Raw genomic sequence first — 19479 nt, forward strand, 5'->3', positions numbered from 1 at the left:
ATTGCGATTAAACCCAGAACTTTACTTGCCTTGGAACTATAAATCACAACGCATAGACTAAATTCTGGACTCAAGCATATTTTTGATGGTGAGTTACGCTAACTTGCCGTAAGCTCACAGACTTGTATGGATTTAATGGTTCCGAAGGATCTAACTTTAGATCGCAGACTTTTTTCAGTAACTCATATACTTTAACTAACTGTTCCTCTGCTTTATGTTTGGCATCCTCAAGCAGTGGTGACACTAAATAACCACAGGAGTACATTATATTTTTATCGACAATAAACTTCGTATCACATCTCTCTAATGCTTCATTCGTGATAATCAATTCATATTCACCCACAAATTCTCCTTATTTTATGATTCTTTAATTTATTAAAAACACTAACGATAACTCTCTCCAGAGTGTATTCTGATGCCCTGTAATATTTCGCTTATGAAAATGGTTGGACAAGTATTGCACATTTACGCTCCTACAGTCCGGCAATGGAAAAATGGGCTAATGACTATACTCTATGCTACTTTGAATATGCCCATTTAAATGAGAACAAATGCACTTTAGCATCAACTGGAAGCGCTACTTTTCGTCATCATACTTACCCGCATACACATAAAACCCAAAAAGTATCGCTATTACAGTTGCAACACCGATTAGCCAGATAGTCAACGTCATAACTTCTTCTCCAACTGCTACAAATTGCCCCAATTTAAAGACTACCGCAGAGGTACATATTCTGCAGCCAGTTTAAATGCTACAAATCGCCCCCGGAGTTTCCGAGCTATGAAGCAAACACTTGTGACATCATCAAATACAAACACTATACTGGGGTCTGTGCTCTTAGTCCTCTCTTATTGGACGGAATAGCACATTGGCCAACTATGGCAAGAAATGCTCCTTCGGATTGCTACTTGGCCATAGTGGAGCCAGCGCGCCAGGCGCACAATAAAGAGAACAGAGGAGCTACAACATGAATCCATTAAAGTTTATTGGTCGATTTGCATTAGGTACAGCAAAAGGCTTAGTCGAAGCCTCTCTCGATAGCGAACAAACTGAAAGCCACCTAGACCAACCTATTGAGATTGACGGCTTTGCAAATTCACGTTGGATGACGAAAGACGGTAAGCTTCTGGATAAGCTCGATGATAAGAGCTGCCCCACTGACGGGGGTGCATTCGTAAGAGACTAAGTAAAGGTTTCTACACCTTTACTTTGCCGCCCCCTTCGTAGCTGCTTTAACTCCGGCCTGACCAGCTTTAGACGCAACTTTTGTACCTTTAGCCCCTGCACTTGCTGTACCTCCGCCAACTCCAGCCATACCAGAAATAGCAGATCCGAACCCTAAGCCGGCGTAAGATAGTATCGAGGTGACGAAAACCGGAAAGCCTATGAAAAGCGCGTCAGTTATCCGATTGCTCAAGAGCATTACATTCGGTTGCGTTATCAAATCTACCAGCGGTACATTTGACTGGTTGGCCACCGTTTCTATGTAAGACTTCTGCAACAGGATTGTCAGCTCCCAGAAAAAAGGCCACAACATCACTGAGCCAAGCAAAAAACTTAAAGCTGTAAGCATTTTAATATCAAACTTACTGATCACCATAACCAACGGGAAAGCTGTGATAATGACGAGCAAGACCGCTCCTTTGATTATCGGTGCAGCTAACTGTGTCAAACTAGCTCCTGCATACTCAGGCAAAGCACTAACTGTATTACCAAGCGTACCCGTGAAGCGATTGAACCAGTCAGCCAACGTCCCGCTAACACTTTCACCCAATAAGCCGTAGTCGCGAACCTCGGCATTCTCGATGCGGTTCATGGCCACTGAATTGAAAAAGCTCCGTTCCACCAGTTTGTTTTTATACCAAGTGCTACTCTCACCATCATTGGTGGCTAACAGCATGGTTAGCGTCTTGGATTTCTGTTCGTCAGGAACGTGGTCATATAACCTTTCTCTCAGGCTCATATTATTAGAACTGGCATTAAAGCCACCAAAGCCTGCTCCAACACCTAGCCACCATTCCTGGCAGCTCGGGAAGCCGCCCAGTTCATGTAAACAGCTACCACCACACTCAATCAGCCCATCTTTTTCCGCTTTCCAGCTTTCGAACCATTTGCTTATGTTCTTGTTGTTCCTCGCCGCTTGGAAACCTGGTATCAGACTTTGCGAGTAAAACCCCCTGCCAGTGTTTGAGTAATAAGCATCATTCATGAAATCCGGATGCCCTGGCCACGGCTGGTTGATGGTGTCCGGATCTTCAATCCAACTCACATTGTTATCGTTGCTTCGCGCAACCTGATTAAGCGCTGGCTTATAACACTGCTTTACAAACTCCTTAGTTTCAGCTCGAAGGCGAGGGTTTGTGATCTGCGTATTCATCAGGTTATTGGCCATTCCCTGCAGATTGAAAGAGCATGGCAGCTCGCTTATCGAGCCAAAGGACAAGCCAGTGCCTAGCTTTAATGCAAGTTCTAAGAACATCGGCATTTTCAGCTCTTTGCCGCTTAGCATCACGGTTAAGTCTGTCGCCGGTATTTCATCCTCAAGCAACCCATAATCAATGGTTCCTTGCTCGGCCGTTTCACACACCCGAGAATAGGTGTAGACATTTTCCATCGTTAATGGCCGCAGCGGGTAAAACCCGACAATAAAAACAAACAACATTGTGTATGTCTGCATTTCCATTCGACCCAACAACTCACGCGCTTCAAAGCTCGTTTCCCTAATGGAAGTGACTATCATCATTGCAAATGGAAGTAGGAAAATGCCAGTGCCAATAAGCAGGCCTGTCAGAACGGCCAGGGCATAAAGCCCCGCCGATATGAAGTACAAGTCTGATATGCTTGAGACGATCATGCGCAGAACACCATGAGAAGCATGGTTCCCTCAAGGATGCACGACATTCTGATTACCCGGTTTTTTTCGGCAAGCAATACATCAGCCTGTTTCTCTGACAATGCCCCCCAGTAAACTAAGTGGCCAATCACTTTGCTGTAGTTGAGGAAGAAGGCGACCAACCCAATCAGGATAAAGCCATGCATGACATAACGCATCGAGCTGGCGCGGATTGTTTCATGCGCATGAGCAAGTGATTGAACAACATCTTGAGGATTATCAGCATAGCCGCTGGTCAGTATGAGAGGTAAAACCGCTGAGAATAGGTAAAGCAAACCCATCAAAGCAACAGAGAAGATCAAACCACTTTTTAAATATTTTTTCATGTGACACCTTTCAATTAAAAATCATGTAAATAAAAACAATTAGCGGCCTTGGCCACCCACTAACAAATTCATTTCTATTTCACGATGACTTAAGGTGTCTCGTTTCTATTAAGTGAGATTTTACCTTTCTCAAAGGGGATTTTTTCCGAATGAAAATTAATTTACTTACGTTATATTCTAGGAGCCAACTAGTTCCAACTCCTTATAACTATTGCTGTTGTGGTAAAGATTTTCATCTTCTTCAAACGCCATTTGTAAAGTGGTAAAGATAGTTTCTATTCTAAATCCAGTACTTTCATTTAACATCAAATACACATCAACTGTGGTATAACGCTGTTCGTGTATTAGCCGTTCATATTGTTCAACCAGCACAAGACGTGAGCCTGATGCTACGCATTCTGGCTCTGTAGAAACACAGTACGTATCTCGCCAAACTCGATAAGCTTGTGGGGTAATGTGGAAATCCGGTAAAAACCGCCTTATAAACGCTAGATTGGCACCTTTGTGTATTAGATTAATCACCATTGATTCTCGGCTAAATGCTAATGACGTAAATGCTGCAGATTTTGCGACAAGAGCATGATCTATATTCAGTTTTACAATCTGTTCTAGAATCAAACTACTGCGATAAATAGTCATCAAAGAAGCAGGAAAATCACACATAGCTTTTACTAGCTTGCTTGGCAATGAGTGTTTACTTCGTGAACCATACAGACTTGCCGATGAAAACAGGTTAGCAGATAAGTTCCCCATAAAAGCATCTATCAAATTGACTTCCAAACTATTTTCTTTGTCTTGCAGAAATTGGCTATAAGCATATTTAAGCTTTCGTTGCTGAGCTGCGTTCAAGCTGGGGATGTACTGTGCTAATTGAATCGCTTTATCGAAATTTGTTATGACAGCAATGGCCTTCATCCTAGTAAGTTCATTGCAAAATCTAGATTGCCAACTCATATTCATCTCACGCAATTTTATGCACACAGATCTCTCTAAACCGTACAATCTAGCCACTTCAGAAGCGCTTAACCCAGATGCAAAACTATATTGAACTGACTCACAAAGTGCTACCGCTGCTGCATGTTCCATTATCTTCCCTCTTTAAAGTCGATTGAAACGCTTTAATGGCCGCGCTAGCTGATTTTCCCGTGGCCACATAAACACCATTCATCCAATAACATTGATCACCAAACATGTGATATTCCATACCGCTGACACAACATTGAATTGTTTCATTGTTTTCAGAAACGGTGAAAAGCGCATATCCATACTCAGTTATTTTTCCCGATTTAATAACAGGCTCCATGTTATCCAAAATATCTTTTACTAAACCTAAGGCGGTCATTATCTAATCTCCAATTTTTTGCTTAATTCATCTATTTGCTTATCTTTACGCTCGATGATTCGAGCCAATTTTTTAAGCTTGAACTTCGCTTGTCCTTGCACAATTTCTAGCTGCTTTTCTGAATCATGTGCTCGCCGATTTAACGCTTCTAAATCGCATTTAAACCTTTCCCATTCGGATGTTGGTATGAATAACCCTTCAACATCTCTGTACATTATCTTTTCCGCCAAATGCTCCCCCTATCATCGACCTAAATATATGACTGTGATCTGTTCTCGGCCGTGGCCGAGTTCATTCGAAACTTGTAATCGTGCTTGCCTATCAATTTGTTTTTGTTCTGGTGTGAGTTGTTTGTTTGTTGGCCCACCGGCGATTGGAGAGCGCCAACCGGTTAGTTCTAAGTAACGCTGTTGGGCATACATGTGTCTAAGGCCATGGTTTTTATCTAGCCCTGCTTGGCTTGTCTGTCGTTCATACGCTTTGAGTTGTTGAATATAGTTTCGGTCGGGGCGGATCAGTGCGCCTCCACCGACTTGGTTTTGCACTTGTTGAAGTAGATGTCGCTGAGATTCAGTTCTAATAGGAATGACTCTGGGACGACCGCCCTTTGTCCAGCTGGGTTTTAGCACTAACTGTTCGCCTCGAATGGCATAATTAGGTCGAAATTTAATGGCTTCTTCTCTACGTAAGCCAAACTCTCGCTGCAGCCGAAGTGAGAGTTTAACAAGCGGGTCGCTGACTTTCTCAAGCTTATTTTGTTCTAGTTCTTTTGCTTTTGACTCGGTAGGTGTGTAGGTTCGCTTTTCCAAATCAAGTGTGATTGCTTGGTTTGCGCCATTGTTGGACTTTGGCAGCATCGAAGCTTTACCGATTTTTTCCGCCCACCACCTTACATGGCTAAGTCGATTTTTAATTGTGCCAGCAGATAGCCCTTCTCCCTGCCAGCGCTCAATAAGATAGTTTACGTGTTTGGGTTTGAGTGATTGCACCGATTGCAAGCGGTACCCGCCCTGTTTAAGCTGAGCAGAGATCTGGACCAGTACTTTTTTACGCTCAGCCTTAACTCCAAAACTACCGTCTTGGTTTCTGAGCATAAGCCCTTGAAGCTGATATTTTAAATTACTCAATACTTGTTCACTCACCGTGTTTATAAATTCGATTACACGTTATCAACCCAACTAACTATTTGAACCAATATCCAAATGGTAAGTTTTAAATGCCAACTGCACGTTGGAGCGTACAATTTCCGTATAAATACGGATAAGGGCACAACAGTTCAAAATGGCCAAATTAGCCTCGCTTTAGATGCTTCCCGCAATGGGCGTGCATGATAAAACGCAAATAAAAATGTGCTCAGCACAGGTCAGTTAGGTCATAACATTTCTCCTATTTGGGTTCGTTAGGGATCGCTTAATTCTCTGCAAAACGCAGGTACAAATAGCCAAATTCAAGGCATAAAAGTGCCTAAATCAGATGAACTAATTTGTGAAGTAAAAAGCCCGAAAGCTTGGTTTCTAGTTGTGAGTAGATCTCACTGGTATGACAAAGCCAAAGGCTTTGCTTGATGACGCGATGACCGATGTCTCGCTATTGTTGGAATCATTTTTAGAGTGTCATAACGCCCACAGAACGTCAACAATTGATTCTCCCCTCTTTGTTCTTCTTGGTTTAGCGTGGGGTTTAACACCGCGTCACTCCCTCTGAAAAGGGAGTGACGCGGTTGATCTGTTAATATAGATGCATATCGTGAATTTAGGATTACTTCAGGACTGAGATAGTTAACTTAAAAAATGCAACTAATTCTAGTTTGTACTATGGGCAGATAGTGGTAATTCCGAGCTTTTCTGACAAACTTGTCCGAAAACAGCGTTTTGCTATCTGTTTTTACTTGCATCTTTGACTAGTGCAAATATACCCAGCATTGAACTAGACAACACTTTTCGCTCATGAGACTCGTCAAATTTATCTGAGCTGTATTTTCCCATCGCGGCCAATGCTAAGGGTAGCGCAGCCCCCAAAAATGGTGCTAGAGCTGGAACCATAGTTACCGCAAGCCCCCCTCCCGCTATCAAAGCTGATTTCATGTGCTTTGCTTTATACTTCCCATTTAATATCTCAACTTCTTTCTGATGCGTAGAGATTAGTGATTCTATGTGTGAGCATACTTCCGCTGCTGTATAGTCAAGATCTTCAATTTTTATCGTGGGGAGACCTGTAATAAACCCTCTGAGTTCGTTCCTAAATTTGACGTTTTCGTCGCTCTTTCTAAGCTCAACTAATTGCTCATCATTAATATTTGCCAAATAATCCAATCGACTATTAGCCAATGCTGAAATAGCTACATTTATACTTTGATCAGAGCCTGCAAAATCGGATACCCTTGAGTTATTCATTCGGCTCAACAGCGAAAAATAATGAGCTTGTGCTGGTATACACAAAAGAGGGTTACTGTTCAGTTCATTTGCATTTTCAAATAAGTGAAATTGAGGTTGAACACGCTCCATTATTCCGTTCAAAACTATTCGACCTTGTGGCGCATGAGCGAGAATTTCATTAAACCCTGGAGTCCTCCATTGCAAAGCATCGTCTCTATAGTTTCTCAAAGCATCCCTCAGCGGCTCTCCAACTTCACCTCCGGGCGAAATAAAAAGGCGCTGCTCTTCAACCCGCGTTAGAAAATTATTTTCGTCACTATCTACGTAGTCAAAGACGTCTTCAATGCTTATAATTTCCCTATTGGCATAATACGAAAAAAAATCCGCGATAAGCTGATTCGTTTCATTTTTAGTTTGTGTGTCATTTTCTTCAAGTGACTTTTCCCAACTAGGGAAAACAAGAAATGGAGGCATGTCGAAGTCTTGCGAATGAAGGTTCTTAAGATGGAGCGTAAAGAATACTGCTTCAATTATATTGACGAATTTGAATTTCTCATGCTCTCTCTTTGACTCTAGCCAAGGCATAACTGGGTCTGGAATTAAAACAATATCAGAAATAAGAATGGTTTTTTTGACGGCATTGAGTTGTGTTTCCAGAAACCTACTACTGCCGCCAAGGTTGATTTTGCAACATTTTACGTTCTTAACTGATTGAAAACACTCCATGCTTTCTTGTGAATATAACTTTCCAAGTTTTTTCGCTAGAGTCTCAAATGAAGCCATGCAGACAGAAGACCGCTTTGAGTTATTCTTCAGTGACTCTCCCAGCTTGTTAATAGCCTCTGTAAATTCTGACTGGTTGCAAAATTTGTCAAATGAACAGCCGGTAGCACCAATAAAGAACTCTTCCAATATTTCGAAATATGATCTTTGATAGATTAACAGTGTGTGCAAATCAGATTTTTGCATCTTATCTTCCTTTTTACAGATAACAATTTTATGGTGAGTAATTGAGTCATATGTCTGATCGCAATCGCCTAATTCTTGTCGTTCCATATTAATATCAAATAAATCATATCCCCAACCAGCTTCTTCATTCATGTGAGTTAAAATGGTCAGCCCAATGGATCGTTTTTCTGACTATGGGAGAAACTATAAAATCAAAGATATAGAAGCAATATTTGACTGAATAGGTGAGCGACAGCTTTTTGAGCTTAGTAGCTATCAATAAAAGTTACTAATGAATTAAGTTGGTAAGTTTCTCATCAGACATGCTCAAAATAACCTGCATCATATAGTCTTGAATCGCTTCTCTTTCATCATCAGATACACCTTTCAACACAGCTCGTTTTGAAGCACATTCGACTCCAAATCGCTCAAAGTCAGTTTGACCAACACAGAAAAATACATTTTCACCATTCAGATCATGTTGAAACGTTACTGGCTCAACTCCAAGCTCAATCTTTTCCATTACAACGGCTACCTTTAAAAACTTAAAAATGATTTTGGCCAAACGACGTTTTGGTAAAAATCTATCTATTTATATTTAAACACTATATTTAAAGGCATCACCAGCTAAAAGTGATAGATCACGAAGCTTGCAGCTTTGAACTCTGATTTAGACTGAATGTAAAACACCTATCACTGATTTACTAACACGGCACCCTCAAGGCTTTGCAAAGAGCGCATTTAAGCCTTCAAGTTGCTTAAATCCGGAAAACTCTGACTTTCACTCATTTGGGGAAGCCAACGGAGAAGCTGTGTGCTTTATTTTTTGAATTTCAGGCACGACAAAGCCCTGCATCGAGGCAGTTCTGATTTTGCTTTGCGAAAGCTGTAATTAAGCTATGGGAATATCGCGGTAACGCTCGATTGGAGCTGCTTCGCGCTCTTTTTTGGGAATTATCGTTCGGCGCACTTTGGCTTTACTTGCCTTTAATTCACCAAACACAAACTTTGCAAAACAATTTACTTGTTCTTTGCTAATTGACAACAAGCCGAGTGGCCGCATGGTTTTAATTAAAGACTTTACCGTCATATACGCCCATCCCAACTTTTTAGAAAGCTGAGAAATGCTTTGTTGGTAAGTATCGCGTTTATTACGTGTAGATAGTTTGCTGGCTTTGATTTTACTGCTGATCAACGCATGTAGCATCAGCATCTTGTGTTGATGCCGTGAATCATACCGGCTTTTAGAGTCGAATAAATGTAACTGAAGACCATAGAGGGGGAGTGTATTCGCTGCTTGTTGGCCATGAATGATTTGCGTGTAGCTTTGAAGTAGCCGGTAGCCTAGTTGGTGTTTTAAATTAAGCCTCAATGTACGGCTGTAGCCTTTTGTACACTCTTCGAACAACAATGGCTGTTTTTCTTCATTTTCAGCGTTTAGAAGCTGACTCAGCGCATTTTTTACCGCGTTGATAGAATAGCAAAGGTGTTTTGCGATAGATGAAACGCTGGAGTTAAATTTTCCGTGTTTAGCGTGATGATAGGCAATATGGCCCAAAACTAATGTCTGGGTATCAGATTTAGTTTCATGCAGCACTTCTAATGAAAAGAAAACTTGCTTCTTTTTACCTTGGTTGCACAAGTTTTGCTTTGCACCTGGTGCAAATTTATTTTTTTGGTTGTGACTCAACTCATTTTCGACAGGAACGTCGTCAGCAAATTTTTAACTACCTACTAGACACAGGATTACCCTACGGCTAAGATAGCCATATAAACACTTTCGAATGTTTATGAAAGCCGCGTTGGAAACTTAAGTCGCCAAACTTAATCTGAGTTTCTATATCGCGGTTTTTTGCTTTCTGGCGTTCGCTAAATCGCCTCCGTCATGCGCGACGAAGTTATAGATTTTGTAGGAAATGGGTGTTTTTGTAGGAAACGGTAATTCTAAAATGCGCTGTAAGCGAGAGGGGATGGTGCCCAGAGGCGGAATCGAACCACCGACACGAGGATTTTCAATCCTCTGCTCTACCGACTGAGCTATCTGGGCAAAAATACTTATAAATTCGATTGCTTATGTTTTAATTCCTAGCAAGGAAATGGTGCCGACTATCCGAGTCGAACGGATGACCTACTGATTACAAGTCAGTTGCTCTACCAACTGAGCTAAGTCGGCGCACCGAAAAATGGTGCCCAGAGGCGGAATCGAACCACCGACACGAGGATTTTCAATCCTCTGCTCTACCGACTGAGCTATCTGGGCAAATACTATTCCGCATTAAAAACCCCACAAGGATTCTCAATGCTATCCCTAATAGCTCTACTTACTGAGCTATCTAGGCATACTAAAATTTGCTTTATTTTTTTCCTAAGCGAGGAATGGTGCCGACTATCCGAGTCGAACGGATGACCTACTGATTACAAGTCAGTTGCTCTACCAACTGAGCTAAGTCGGCGCACCTAAAAGTGGTGCCCAGAGGCGGAATCGAACCACCGACACGAGGATTTTCAATCCTCTGCTCTACCGACTGAGCTATCTGGGCAAACCTTATTTCGCACTAAAAATCAAACTAGGATTTTCAACACACTCCCGAACAACTTTATTTACTTAGCTATCTGGGCGTGCGGCGTATTAAAAGGGTTTTGCCCTTTTAAGTCAACCCTTTTTTTAAAACCAATGTTTGTTTGCACAGATTTCATCCAGAGTGGGCAAAATAACGCTTCTTTGCTGGTGTTTTCGCCACACTCTCACCATTTAACATATACTTCTATGTAATAGAGAAATAACGTTTGTCTCTAAAAACGTAGAGAAATTGTCCGGGTTGAGTGTTAGGATTGGGTTGCTAATCGCTTTACCTCTATTCAACAATGAATAGATAAACTGGAATACACAATAATGCAAAACGCTTCTCGAATTAAAATATCTGGGTTAACCCCACTGATCATTGCCACCGCACTCCTTACAGGTGCCATTTGTGCCGTTGCCAGTTATTTATTGCCTACTAACAAGCCTACTCCGCAACTTGATATACAGGCCTCTAAACTCTCGGCACCAGTTGCTAGCTTGATGGTCAAATCCAGTTTTGAAGACGCGAAGAAAATGCTGGCAAGTGTCGAGTATGTTTCTAGCGATATAGAATTCTTCTTATATAGTATGACAGGCGTCAGTGAGCCCACTCTTATTTATCAATCATCTCAAAATACGGTGAGTGCATTATCAAGGCTAGATACTATATACAATGACCATGAAGTAGTAACACACCAACCCCTGCATTTAGATGGACAACTGGTCGGTGAGCTAGTGTTACGCTATCAAAAAGCAAAACCTTCCGCTTTTGTATGGGTAAGCTATTTAGGTTTTGCTGTTGCCCTTATGCTCGCTATGTTTATGGCATGGTTTAGCAACCGCCGTATCGCCCGAGATTTAACAAAGCACAATCAACGACTCCAAGATGAGCTTACACGCATTATTAACAATCAAGACTATCGCTCTCATATCAGTGCTGATCTTGGCTTAGGGCTGGATGATATCGCTAAACTAATTAATCAGTTACTTGATCAAATACTGTCTGTTATTGAGAGTGACCAAGCTGTTCACAAAGAATTGAAACAACTGCAAACCAGTTTAGAAACTGAAGTACAGGCACGTACACTGGCGCTTGAAAAAGCAACCCTTAACGCCGAACGAGCCAGTGAAGCTAAAACAACCTTTTTGGCAACCATGAGCCATGAAATAAGAACGCCTATGAATGGGGTTATCGGCACCATTGATTTACTCAGACAAACGGAATTAGACGGTGCCCAACATCGCCTAAGTACCATTATTAGAGATTCAGCCTTTTCGCTACTAGGTATACTTGATGACATTTTAGACTTTTCAAAAATTGAAGCAGGTAAGCTACAAATTGATAGCAGTCCATTCTCGGTTGCAGAAACGGTCGAAGAAGTTGCCAGAGTGCTGTCTTCGGTCGCAAAAAAAAGAAAGCTAGATTTACAACTCTCTATCGCACCAGATATTCCAACCAATTTAGTGGGCGATACTGTCAGGGTTAGACAAGTTTTATATAACCTATGTAGCAATGCGATTAAGTTCACGACCACGGATGAAGATAGGCAAGGCTATGTAAAAATCTCTGCAGAAGTGGCGCAGAACACATCAGAGCATTACACCTTGCGCTTTACCGTTATTGACAATGGTAAAGGCATGAGCCAAACCCAATTGCGCGAGATTTTTAATCCATTTATTCAAGCTGAAGGTACCATTACGCGCGAGTTTGGTGGTACAGGGCTTGGCTTATCCATATGTAAAAGCTTGATAGAGCTGATGCTAGGCTCAATTCATGTTTCAAGTGATATCGGCATGGGTAGTGAGTTTGTGGTAGAGCTGCCGTTTAGTACCGCAGGTCAGGTTAAATTTGCCAATAAAGCAGTATTAAACCAAAAAGAAGTGATCATGCTAACCGATAACGTCGATAGACAAAAAACGGTTTCTCGCTACTTATCCTTTATGGGCGCCCGCGTCACTGTGCTAAGCACTTCGGCTAACGTTGACGAGTACCAATATAAAAACTCCGTCATTTGGGTGCTTGACGGCCTCGACAGCATGGAAAAAGTCAATGACCAACTTCGCTCGTTGCTTTATTCATTGGAAAACAACAATCAACAAGTTGTTGTCTTGAGTACTATGGATGATGCTGCCATTAATCATAAAAATATTTTTTATCTCAATGCGGCACCACTTTGCAAAACCAGTTTTATGACCGCTGTTTTAGTTGCTGCGGGCTTACACAAACCTAAGCAATTAAAGCCAACGCGCACATTAAATAATTATTTAAGCGTAGAGCAAGCCAAAGAGGAGAACAGACTGGTTCTGCTTGTTGAAGACAATATATTGAATCAACAGGTACTTACAGATCAGCTCCATTTGTTAGGCTACGGTGTAGAAGTCGCTGAAAACGGTGAACAAGGCTTAGAAATTTGGAAAAGCGGCCACTACCCTATCATTTTAACTGACCTACACATGCCTAAAATGTCGGGTTATGACATGGTTAAAGCGATACGTGATATTGCAGAGCAAAGTGAAGATATCAATGCACAGCCTTATATTATCGCCGTCACAGCAAATGCGTTAAAAGGAGAAAGAGAGCGGTGCCTAAGCGCAGGTATGAATGACTACATAACGAAACCTGTAGAGCTCAACGTGCTAGAAGACACGTTGCAAAAATACCTCAAAACACTGCCAAGTGAGCAATCCTCAGATAGTAGCGAACATAAGGACGGTGAGCTGTTCGACGTTGAAGAAAGTAATGAGCAAACTCAACAAATTCAGCCAATAAACCTAGAAACACTGAGTAAATATGTGAATCATGATGAAGCTAAGCAACGCCGTTTCTTTAGAATGTATTTGGAGCAGAGCAGCCAACTTACACGTGATATTTACGGCGCAGTGATCTCTTGTGAGCAATCCACAATTATCGAGTCTTGCCATCAACTTAAGTCTATTTCTACAACAATAGGTGCTGAACAAGTAGCTGAAATTGCGATTGAACTAGAAGCACAGTGTAAAGCACAAACACTGTCTTCTGATGAACTGATTGCATATCGTAATAAACTAGATAAAGCTTACACACAGGCCACGGAATTTATTCAACAATATCTGCAGTCACCACCTAGCGAGTAATCACACTTTAATGATAGAGGCGCACTCGCGCCTCTATTCACATTAACAGCAAACTAGCCTTCATACCACAGCATATACAATAGCTTTATAACGAGTGACACCATAATAAGCGGCAGAATGTACTTACTGTAGCGTTGCATCTTATCTAGCCCTAGGCGATGTTGATAACGCTCAAGTAAGGGCACCAAAATAAGTAAAGCAACAATGAGTGAAACCAAAATAACGATGATATTCATGGCGCAACTGCTCCTTCATAAGTCATGGCTGTTATACCATGAATTAGAGCAACAAAAAAAGCGCAGCTCTCGCTGCGCAGTCGGTTGGAAGAATAAGCTACATTTAACCCACTAGCGCTAATAAGATACCGGCGGCCACGGCGCTTCCTAACACCCCCGCAACATTTGGCCCCATTGCATGCATCAATAAAAAATTATGAGGGTTAGCTTCTAAGCCAACTTTATTCACAACACGCGCAGCCATAGGCACTGCCGATACCCCTGCCGCGCCAACAAGGGGGTTTATAGGGTTACTAGACAGTCGGTTCATAATTTTTGCCATAAACACCCCTGACGCAGTGCCAATCGAAAAAGCTAATGCCCCTAATACTAGAATGCCCAATGTTTCGACTGTTAAAAATTGATCTGCGGCTAATTTTGAGCCAACAGCCAACCCCAAAAAAATTGTGGTGATATTAATCAATTCGTTCTGAGCTGTATTGCTCAGCCTATCTACCACACCACATTCACGCATCAAGTTACCCAAACAAAACATACCCACTAACGGCGTTGCTGCCGGTAAAAACATGATAGTTAAGCTTAAAACAACCAAAGGAAAAAGTATCTTCTCTTTTTTAGAGACTACCCTTAATTGTGGCATTTCAATATTGCGCTCTTGCTCAGATGTGAGTGCTCGCATAATAGGTGGCTGAATAATAGGTACTAAGGCCATGTAGGAGTAGGCTGCAACGGCAATCGCACCTAACAGCTCAGGCGCAAGCTTAGAGGCCAAGAAAATAGCCGTTGGACCATCCGCACCGCCAATAATTGCAATTGCAGAGGCATCTTTTAAAGTAAATTCAAAACCTGGAACATAATTTAAAGCGATTGCACCAAATAATGTCGCAAAAATACCAAACTGGGCTGCAGCACCTAACAACAACATCCGAGGGTTGGCTATCAATGCGCTAAAGTCTGTCAGCGCACCAACTCCCATAAATATCAATAGCGGAAAAACGCCACTATCTATGCCTATGTAATAAACGTAATACAACAAGCCTCCCGGTTCAGCGAGGCCAGCAACAGGAATATTCGTTAAAATCGCGCCAAAACCGATTGGCACAAGTAATAAAGGCTCAAACCCTTTTGCTATCGCTAAATACAACAAGCCGCAACCAACAGCCATCATCACCAGTGCTGGTATAGTAAAATTGGCAAGCCCAGTGGCGTGCCACAAATTTAGTAAACCTTCCATAGCCCCTCCTACGATAACGCTAATATAGCGTCGCCCGTTGCCACCGAGTCACCTTCTTTCACAAGCACTTGAGACACATTACCCGAATGTGTAGCGCGTACTTCCGTCTCCATTTTCATCGCTTCCATGATCAACACCACGTCGCCCTTTTCAACTTGATCACCCGCTTTTACCTTGATTTTGAAAATATTACCGGCAAGTGGTGCATTCATTGTTTCCGAAGAGCTAACCGACGCTGATTGAGGGATTAGTTCACTGTCTTTTACTTTAACTTCTTGCAACTCACCACCTGCCGCTACAACAACGTCGTATACTTTACCATCAACTCGCACGCTATACCGTTCAGGCGATTTGCCTGATGGCTTCGCTGGCGCAGTTTGGACTGGTTCTTGTGATGTTTTAACGAGGCTAGGTTTAGGTTCAAATGCATCGGGGTTGTTTCTGTTTTTCAAAAATTTCAAACCAACCTGAGGGAACAGAGCGTACGTAAGCACATCATCAATTTGTGCCTGTACTAACTCAATGTTTTCTTCTTCTGCAAGTTTAAGCAGCTCGGTTTCAAGACTATCCAGCTCTGGTTCAATTAAATCTGCAGGTCTACAGGTAATGGCTTGTGCGCCGTCAAGTACCTTAAGCTGCAATTGAGTGTTCACGGGGGCTGGCGTGGCTCCATACTCTCCCTTTAGAACACCAGCTGTTTCCTTGGTAATTGTCTTGTAACGCTCTCCTGTAAGTATGTTAAGTACCGCTTGAGTTCCCACAATTTGAGAAGTCGGCGTCACCAAAGGTAAAAAGCCAAGATCTTCACGCACACTGGGGATCTCTTTTAACACAGCGTCTAACTTATCTTCTGCGCCTTGTTCTTTAAGCTGGTTTTCCATATTGGTTAACATGCCCCCAGGCACCTGCGCCAATAAAATTCGTCCATCAACCCCTTTAAGACTACCTTCGAAGGCTGCATACTTTTTGCGTACTTCACGGAAATAACTGGCGATTTCTTCAAGTAACGCTAAATCCAAGCCAGTATCGCGTTCAGTCCCCTCGGTGATTGCCACCATAGTTTCAGTCGCACTGTGCCCATAGGTCATACTCATGGATGAAATTGCGGTATCTAACATATCAATACCAGCATCAATCGCCTTTTGGTATGTCGCCGTACTAAGACCTGTTGTTGCGTGGCACTGCATCGCAATTGGTATTGCCACTGTGCTTTTTAAGCCACTGATCAATTGCTCAGCATCATAAGGCTTTAATAAGCCAGCCATATCTTTGATACAGATTGAATGACAACCCATTTCTTCGAGCTTTTTCGCCTGCTCTAACCACATATCTAAAGTATGAACAGGGCTTACCGTGTAAGAAATTGTCCCTTGTGCATGCGCCCCCACTTTGATGGCTGCTTTAATCGCAGTCTCTAAGTTACGCATGTCATTCATTGCATCGAAAATGCGGAACACATCTACCCCATTTTGGTGGGCACGTTCTACAAATTTTTCTACCACATCATCTGCATAGTGACGATAACCAAGTAAATTTTGACCACGAAGCAACATTTGCTGCTTGGTGTTGGGCATCGCCTCTTTTAAAGCACGAATACGATACCAAGGGTCTTCACCTAAATAACGAATACATGAATCAAACGTTGCACCACCCCATGACTCTACCGACCAATATCCCGCTTTATCTAGTTTTTCCGCAATTGGTAGCATATCTTCTAAGCGCATACGCGTAGCAAGAAGAGATTGGTGTGCGTCTCTGAGCACTAACTCAGTAAGTTTTAGTTGTGACATTTTAGACCCCTATTATTTTTTTGTTCTGTACTGTGCAATAGCTGCAGTAATCGCTGCGATATGAGCGCTGGAGACCCCTGTTGATGATTTACTTACAGCTTTAGTTGACGTATCGCCTGAGGTTTCAGGTCCAGCTAGTTTTGCTAAGTTCTTTACTGCAAAAATCAAAATTGATAGAAATACAAACACACCGACCATACCTGTGACCATCAAGTTGGCTGCCTGTAGTAATAAACTAACGATATCCATGCTGTTCCCCCTACAACACGCTGACTCAGCGCATAGCGATTTATTAGTCATTTTTTATAAATATTTATGCACCATCATAACAAAACGAATTGACATGTAAATAACATTGTAAATTGGTCTTACCAAATACAGTTAATACATTTATTTCATATAGTTAGCGTAAATATTTAGCAAATAACCCTAAATACAGTTTATAAATATGAAAAATATTCAGAATAGCAGCTAAAAATAATACAAAACTCTCTGTTATATAATGATGACGAAGCACCACTTTGTTAATATAAAATTGGTCATACCAAGCTAAGCGTCACCCATTACTTTAAACTCTGATAGGCAACTTAATTGACTAGTGGCTTAACACAGCGAATACGCTACAATGGCGCCGTTTAGCCACATTTGGAGTTATTAATGTTCACTGAGAAATTCACCTTAGATAAAAGCTACTTTGCCGAGTGTTTTGATGAATCAGTGGCGTTCAGTGACAAGGCAAAACCCAAGTATCCATTATTAGTATTTTTAATATTACTGGCGGGAGTTGCTTGGTTTGTTCTGGAAAAACCATATGTTGCCAGTTTTTTAGTGCTGGTCGCTACATTGGAAGTCGTTGCGTTTATTTACCAAAGATCTTGGTGGATAACGAGGCAAATGCTTTCAAGAGCCTCAGGAAGTTTGGTCACTTTACAGATTGACGAGCAAGGTATTAAGGCTGAAAACCCGTACAAACAATACCAGTTTGCATGGCAAGATATTGAGCAAGCATATAAAACGGATAAAGGTGTGGTGTTAAAAACTAAGCAAGGGATGCAATATATTTCTAAAGCGTTAATTAGCACGCAAAGCTTTGACTTTATACTGGCACAAACAAAAATATAGCCACATGGTGGCTATATTTATCTTATGAGGTGTATGGCTTACATATTACCGGTCGAAGGGCTCGACTTCTCAGCCTGAATACGCATATAAATTTCTTCACGATGCACCGATACATCTTTTGGTGCATTCACACCGATGCGTACCTGATTACCTTTTACGCCTAGCACAGTTACGGTTACTTCATCACCAATCATGAGGGTTTCACCTACTCGACGAGTTAGTATTAGCATTCTCTTGCTCCTGTATTCCAATAATTAAAAGATTCCGCGTCAGAACCATTTTAATGAAAAGTGACCATAAAAGTAAGCACAAAACCAAGCTTTACTTCACTTTACGGCAAAAATGTTACATGCAACTGGTTAACCGCACTGTGTAACTGTGCTTCTGGCACCAAAATGGTCGCTTTAATTTCGGCTGTACTCATTAACTTTGGATAAATATCTTGTTCCGCTAATACGGTTAATGCATTTGCCAAAACTTCAGGATGTGACTTGATTCCCAAACCAACCAACGACACTTTTGCCTGATCCAATTCAAATACTACATCATTCATCTTGTGTGCAAATGGCTCTGACTGCAATAACGCCAAAACTGCAAGGTGATCATTGCTATGCACTGTAAAAGCATAGCCTAAAATACCTGCTTGGCGACTCCATTGCGATAACATATCCACGTCAATTTGCAATTTTGCCAAAGCAAACAGAAATTGGCTCAGCACCGATACATCAGAGGTAGTGAATTGATATAACACAATATCTTTGCTTGCTGCTATCCCTGTAACTGGGCTGTCAGACATACATTCTTCCTTATAGCTTATCAAAGTGCCTTGATCGGGCTTAAAACTTGATAATACTCTCACTGGGATTTGATAACGTCCCGCAGCTTCAACAGAGCGTAAATGCAGCACTTTCGCACCCAAACTGGCAAGTTCCAGCATTTCAGAAAAACTGACTTGCGCCAGTCTTCGCGCATCTTGAACAACCCTTGGATCAGCGGTATAAACACCGTCTACATCGGTGTAAATTTGACATTCATCCGCCTGTAATACCCCGGCAATTTCAACCGCAGTTGTATCTGTGCCACCGCGCCCAAGCGTCGTAACATTACCTTCACTATCTCGACCTTGAAACCCTGCGATGATAGCAATACGGTTATGTTCAAGTTCTTGCTTGAGCCGCTGAGTATCAATGTGCTCCACTCTTGCCCGACCAAACATGTTGTCAGTTCTAATCGCGATTTGATCGGCAAGTAAACTCACAGCAGAGTGGCCTCGTTTGATAATCGCCATTGCCAGTAAAGCAATACTAACTTGCTCGCCTGTGCTCAACAACACATCAAGCTCTCGAGCACTTGGAGATTCATCAATGTGCTTTGCAAGATTTAATAAACGATTGGTTTCGCCAGACATGGCAGAGACAACCACCACAACTTGATGGCCTTGTTGCTGGGTCTTAATGATAAGTTCGGCGACAGCCTCGATACGCTCTAATGAGCCTACCGAGGTACCACCGAATTTTTGTACAATTAACGCCACG

19 protein-coding genes and 5 tRNA genes are annotated in these 19479 nt (G+C 41.9%); 3 read left to right on the forward strand and 21 right to left on the reverse strand.

From position 1 onward, the window contains the following. Nucleotides 1-70: 70 nt before the first annotated feature. Nucleotides 71-343 carry a hypothetical protein gene (locus HC733_RS17260; RefSeq protein ID WP_190366258.1) on the reverse strand — a complete coding sequence of 91 codons (273 nt, stop codon included), beginning with the start codon at nt 341-343 and terminating at the stop codon, nt 71-73. Nucleotides 344-968: 625 nt separating this feature from the next. On the opposite strand from HC733_RS17260, the gene HC733_RS17265 reads away from it, so the two are divergent. Continuing rightward, on the forward strand, nt 969-1187 hold the full coding sequence (locus HC733_RS17265) for a hypothetical protein (RefSeq protein ID WP_190366259.1): 219 nt from the start codon (nt 969-971) through the stop codon (nt 1185-1187). A gap of 18 nt (nt 1188-1205) precedes the next feature. On the opposite strand, the gene HC733_RS17270 is transcribed toward HC733_RS17265, so the two are convergent. The 14 genes from HC733_RS17270 to HC733_RS17335 all read right to left on the reverse strand — a co-directional run bounded on the left by HC733_RS17270 (nt 1206) and on the right by HC733_RS17335 (nt 10425). Continuing rightward, entirely contained in the window at nt 1206-2855 is a 1650-nt protein-coding gene (locus HC733_RS17270; protein WP_190366260.1) for a conjugal transfer protein TraG N-terminal domain-containing protein, read from the reverse strand. After that, nucleotides 2852-3220: a hypothetical protein gene (locus tag HC733_RS17275; protein WP_190366261.1), complete on the reverse strand. Its 369-nt coding sequence runs from the start codon at nt 3218-3220 to the stop codon at nt 2852-2854. Before HC733_RS17275 ends, HC733_RS17270 begins: the two co-directional genes overlap by 4 nt. A gap of 177 nt (nt 3221-3397) precedes the next feature. Continuing rightward, the gene (locus tag HC733_RS17280; protein ID WP_190366262.1) at nt 3398-4306 is read right to left on the reverse strand and encodes a hypothetical protein; all 909 of its coding nucleotides are present in this window, start codon (nt 4304-4306) and stop codon (nt 3398-3400) included. Continuing rightward, nucleotides 4275-4562 (reverse strand): hypothetical protein, encoded by a 288-nt coding sequence (locus HC733_RS17285; protein WP_190366263.1) that lies wholly within the window; start codon nt 4560-4562, stop codon nt 4275-4277. The genes HC733_RS17280 and HC733_RS17285 overlap by 32 nt, the downstream gene beginning before the upstream one ends. After that, nucleotides 4562-4777 carry a hypothetical protein gene (locus tag HC733_RS17290; RefSeq protein WP_206472177.1) on the reverse strand — a complete coding sequence of 72 codons (216 nt, stop codon included), beginning with the start codon at nt 4775-4777 and terminating at the stop codon, nt 4562-4564. Before HC733_RS17290 ends, HC733_RS17285 begins: the two co-directional genes overlap by 1 nt. A 27-nt stretch (nt 4778-4804) precedes the next feature. Beyond that, a complete protein-coding gene (locus HC733_RS17295) occupies nt 4805-5689 on the reverse strand; it encodes a phage integrase N-terminal domain-containing protein (protein ID WP_190366265.1) in 885 nt (294 codons plus the stop codon). 747 nt (nt 5690-6436) lie between these two features. After that, nucleotides 6437-8038 (reverse strand): hypothetical protein, encoded by a 1602-nt coding sequence (locus tag HC733_RS17300; RefSeq protein WP_190366266.1) that lies wholly within the window; start codon nt 8036-8038, stop codon nt 6437-6439. A 136-nt stretch (nt 8039-8174) separates the two neighbouring features. Next, complete coding sequence (locus HC733_RS17305; protein ID WP_190366267.1) at nt 8175-8408, reverse strand: hypothetical protein; 234 nt, start codon at nt 8406-8408, stop codon at nt 8175-8177. A gap of 369 nt (nt 8409-8777) precedes the next feature. Then, nucleotides 8778-9575 carry a hypothetical protein gene (locus tag HC733_RS17310; protein ID WP_190366268.1) on the reverse strand — a complete coding sequence of 266 codons (798 nt, stop codon included), beginning with the start codon at nt 9573-9575 and terminating at the stop codon, nt 8778-8780. 281 nt (nt 9576-9856) lie between these two features. After that, nucleotides 9857-9932 (reverse strand) — tRNA-Phe (locus tag HC733_RS17315). Nucleotides 9933-9982: 50 nt separating this feature from the next. After that, nucleotides 9983-10058 (reverse strand) — tRNA-Thr (locus tag HC733_RS17320). Between the two features lie 11 nt (nt 10059-10069). Next, a tRNA-Phe gene (locus HC733_RS17325) sits at nt 10070-10145 on the reverse strand. Nucleotides 10146-10262: 117 nt separating this feature from the next. Further along, nucleotides 10263-10338, reverse strand: a tRNA-Thr gene (locus tag HC733_RS17330). Nucleotides 10339-10349: 11 nt separating this feature from the next. Beyond that, nucleotides 10350-10425 (reverse strand) — tRNA-Phe (locus tag HC733_RS17335). Between the two features lie 353 nt (nt 10426-10778). On the opposite strand from HC733_RS17335, the gene HC733_RS17340 reads away from it, so the two are divergent. After that, nucleotides 10779-13562, forward strand: a complete 2784-nt coding sequence (locus HC733_RS17340; RefSeq protein ID WP_190366269.1) for an ATP-binding protein — start codon at nt 10779-10781, stop codon at nt 13560-13562. 53 nt (nt 13563-13615) lie between these two features. On the opposite strand, the gene HC733_RS17345 is transcribed toward HC733_RS17340, so the two are convergent. The 4 genes from HC733_RS17345 to HC733_RS17360 all read right to left on the reverse strand — a co-directional run bounded on the left by HC733_RS17345 (nt 13616) and on the right by HC733_RS17360 (nt 17071). Then, the gene (locus HC733_RS17345; RefSeq protein ID WP_171627407.1) at nt 13616-13798 is read right to left on the reverse strand and encodes a hypothetical protein; all 183 of its coding nucleotides are present in this window, start codon (nt 13796-13798) and stop codon (nt 13616-13618) included. A 103-nt stretch (nt 13799-13901) separates the two neighbouring features. Next, complete coding sequence (locus tag HC733_RS17350) at nt 13902-15032, reverse strand: sodium ion-translocating decarboxylase subunit beta (RefSeq protein WP_171627406.1); 1131 nt, start codon at nt 15030-15032, stop codon at nt 13902-13904. Between the two features lie 8 nt (nt 15033-15040). Next, nucleotides 15041-16822 carry a sodium-extruding oxaloacetate decarboxylase subunit alpha gene (gene oadA / locus HC733_RS17355; RefSeq protein WP_190366270.1) on the reverse strand — a complete coding sequence of 594 codons (1782 nt, stop codon included), beginning with the start codon at nt 16820-16822 and terminating at the stop codon, nt 15041-15043. Between the two features lie 12 nt (nt 16823-16834). After that, nucleotides 16835-17071 (reverse strand): OadG family protein, encoded by a 237-nt coding sequence (locus HC733_RS17360; RefSeq protein ID WP_190366271.1) that lies wholly within the window; start codon nt 17069-17071, stop codon nt 16835-16837. A gap of 408 nt (nt 17072-17479) precedes the next feature. Between HC733_RS17360 and HC733_RS17365 the strand changes: the two genes are divergently transcribed. Continuing rightward, the gene (locus HC733_RS17365) at nt 17480-17944 is read left to right on the forward strand and encodes a YcxB family protein (RefSeq protein ID WP_190366272.1); all 465 of its coding nucleotides are present in this window, start codon (nt 17480-17482) and stop codon (nt 17942-17944) included. Nucleotides 17945-17982: 38 nt separating this feature from the next. Here the strand turns inward: HC733_RS17365 and csrA are convergent, their stop codons facing one another. Together csrA and HC733_RS17375 are read right to left on the reverse strand one after the other, a co-directional pair. Then, on the reverse strand, nt 17983-18174 hold the full coding sequence (gene csrA / locus HC733_RS17370; RefSeq protein WP_070991803.1) for a carbon storage regulator CsrA: 192 nt from the start codon (nt 18172-18174) through the stop codon (nt 17983-17985). A 101-nt stretch (nt 18175-18275) separates the two neighbouring features. Further along, entirely contained in the window at nt 18276-19478 is a 1203-nt protein-coding gene (locus HC733_RS17375; protein WP_190366273.1) for an aspartate kinase, read from the reverse strand. Between the last annotated feature and the right edge of the window lies 1 nt (nt 19479).

The sequence above is a fragment of the Pseudoalteromonas sp. S16_S37 genome (assembly GCF_014694405.1).
In the GTDB taxonomy this organism is placed as follows: Bacteria; Pseudomonadota; Gammaproteobacteria; order Enterobacterales; family Alteromonadaceae; genus Pseudoalteromonas.

Coding starts and splice junctions, on each gene's coding strand:
- HC733_RS17280 (WP_190366262.1), bottom strand. CDS start 4,306: ATGGAACATGCAGCAGCGGTAGCACTTTGTGAGTCAGTTCAATATAGT.
- oadA (WP_190366270.1), bottom strand. CDS start 16,822: ATGTCACAACTAAAACTTACTGAGTTAGTGCTCAGAGACGCACACCAA.
- HC733_RS17290 (WP_206472177.1), bottom strand. CDS start 4,777: ATGTACAGAGATGTTGAAGGGTTATTCATACCAACATCCGAATGGGAA.
- HC733_RS17365 (WP_190366272.1), top strand. CDS start 17,480: ATGTTCACTGAGAAATTCACCTTAGATAAAAGCTACTTTGCCGAGTGT.
- HC733_RS17285 (WP_190366263.1), bottom strand. CDS start 4,562: ATGACCGCCTTAGGTTTAGTAAAAGATATTTTGGATAACATGGAGCCT.
- HC733_RS17265 (WP_190366259.1), top strand. CDS start 969: ATGAATCCATTAAAGTTTATTGGTCGATTTGCATTAGGTACAGCAAAA.
- HC733_RS17340 (WP_190366269.1), top strand. CDS start 10,779: ATGCAAAACGCTTCTCGAATTAAAATATCTGGGTTAACCCCACTGATC.
- csrA (WP_070991803.1), bottom strand. CDS start 18,174: ATGCTAATACTAACTCGTCGAGTAGGTGAAACCCTCATGATTGGTGAT.
- HC733_RS17300 (WP_190366266.1), bottom strand. CDS start 8,038: ATGAATGAAGAAGCTGGTTGGGGATATGATTTATTTGATATTAATATG.
- HC733_RS17345 (WP_171627407.1), bottom strand. CDS start 13,798: ATGAATATCATCGTTATTTTGGTTTCACTCATTGTTGCTTTACTTATT.
- HC733_RS17305 (WP_190366267.1), bottom strand. CDS start 8,408: ATGGAAAAGATTGAGCTTGGAGTTGAGCCAGTAACGTTTCAACATGAT.
- HC733_RS17350 (WP_171627406.1), bottom strand. CDS start 15,032: ATGGAAGGTTTACTAAATTTGTGGCACGCCACTGGGCTTGCCAATTTT.
- HC733_RS17275 (WP_190366261.1), bottom strand. CDS start 3,220: ATGAAAAAATATTTAAAAAGTGGTTTGATCTTCTCTGTTGCTTTGATG.
- HC733_RS17270 (WP_190366260.1), bottom strand. CDS start 2,855: ATGATCGTCTCAAGCATATCAGACTTGTACTTCATATCGGCGGGGCTT.
- HC733_RS17360 (WP_190366271.1), bottom strand. CDS start 17,071: ATGGATATCGTTAGTTTATTACTACAGGCAGCCAACTTGATGGTCACA.